The 1366-nt window shown below is 62.0% G+C and carries 1 protein-coding gene; it reads left to right on the top strand.

The window, feature by feature from the left end; genetic code table 11:
- Positions 1-108: 108 nt before the first annotated feature.
- On the top strand, positions 109-1366 hold a 1258-nt coding region (locus HMPREF1039_RS07035), incomplete at its 3' end, for a phage replisome organizer N-terminal domain-containing protein (RefSeq protein ID WP_007391748.1).

The following is a 1366-nucleotide window of genomic DNA, read 5'->3' as shown; positions in this document are numbered from 1 at the left end:
ATAGAAATTTTTGTCGTTTTTAGGGTCCCTCAATCGCCTATATAAGTAGAGGGGTCTTTTTCGACCGCTCGACAACATTTCCGTACAGGCGGATAAGGAGGCATTACTATGCAGCATTTACAATGGGTGAAAGTGCCGGTCGGCTATATGGACGATCCGCGCATGGTCTATTTGACAGCACAAAAAAACGGTACCTTTTTATTTACCTTTTGGTTTTATTTGCGGGATTTGGCGGCCAAAATAAACGACGGCGGTCGCATCGGCGTGACGCCGCGGCTGCCTATTGCCATTTCGACCTTTGCCGCCCGGTTTCACAAAAAGCCGGCCGTCATTGAACAGGCCCTGCACGTATTGCTGCAACTGGAACTGCTGCAACGGACAGCGGACGGTCTGCTGTATGTCACCATGTGGGAAGACATGCAGGGCGGCGGATCCCGGCGGGAAGCTACGCGGGCCCGTGTGGCGCGGTGGCGGCAACGGCAACGGGAAGCCCGCAACGCCGCCGCCTGTCCGGAAGAGGTCGAAGGGACGGCGGCGGAAACGACCGTCACGGCTGTAGCCCATGCGGTGCCGGACGTCATGCCCGAGGCGGCAGAAATGACCGCCACGGCGGTAGCCCCTACGGGTTCGGACGTCATGCCTGCGGCGGCAGAAACGACCGCCACGGCGGTAGCCCCTGCGGGTTCGGACGTCATGCCTGCGGCGGCAGAAACGACCGCCACGGCTGTAGCCCCTGCGGGTTCGGACGTCATGCCTGCGGCGGCAGAAACGACCGTCACGGCTGTAGCCCCTGCGGATTCGGACGTCATGTCTGCGACGACAGAAACGACCGCCACGGACGTAGTCCCTGCGGATTCGGACGTCATGTCCGCGGCGGCAGAAACGACCGCCACGGACGTAGCCCATGTGGTGCCGGACGTCATGCCCGCGGCGGCAGAAACGGCCGCGACGGACTTGTTCGGTTCGGCACCGACCGAAGGAACACCCGCGACGGCGGCCCCGGACGCCGCGGCTGCCGCTGCGACAGGTGACGAAGTAACGGAAGAGCGGATCATCATAGATGAAGACGGCTATGAAGTTATTTTGCTACCGCCGAAACCGAAACGGACGTTGCCGCAAGTGCCGACCGGGGCGGACGGCCGTCCCGTGTACGGCGATTTAGTACGCAGTTTGCGGACAGCGTCGCCGGCCCGGGATACGCTGACTGTTTATACGCAGGCGTTCGGCAGCCCGAACGACGCGGACCGTCGGGAATTGGCGCGCCTGGGCGACCGGTACGGCGATGCTACGCTGCAAACCGCCATCGGACGGGCGCAGCGGTACGGCATCGGCAACCTGCGGTACATTGCCAAAATTGCCGCCAATA

This window comes from Megasphaera lornae, from assembly GCF_000214495.1.
GTDB classification, from domain to species: Bacteria; Bacillota; Negativicutes; order Veillonellales; family Megasphaeraceae; genus Megasphaera; species Megasphaera lornae.
Note: the sequence above shows the minus strand (reverse complement) of the source record. Positions and strands in the feature narration are given on the sequence as shown.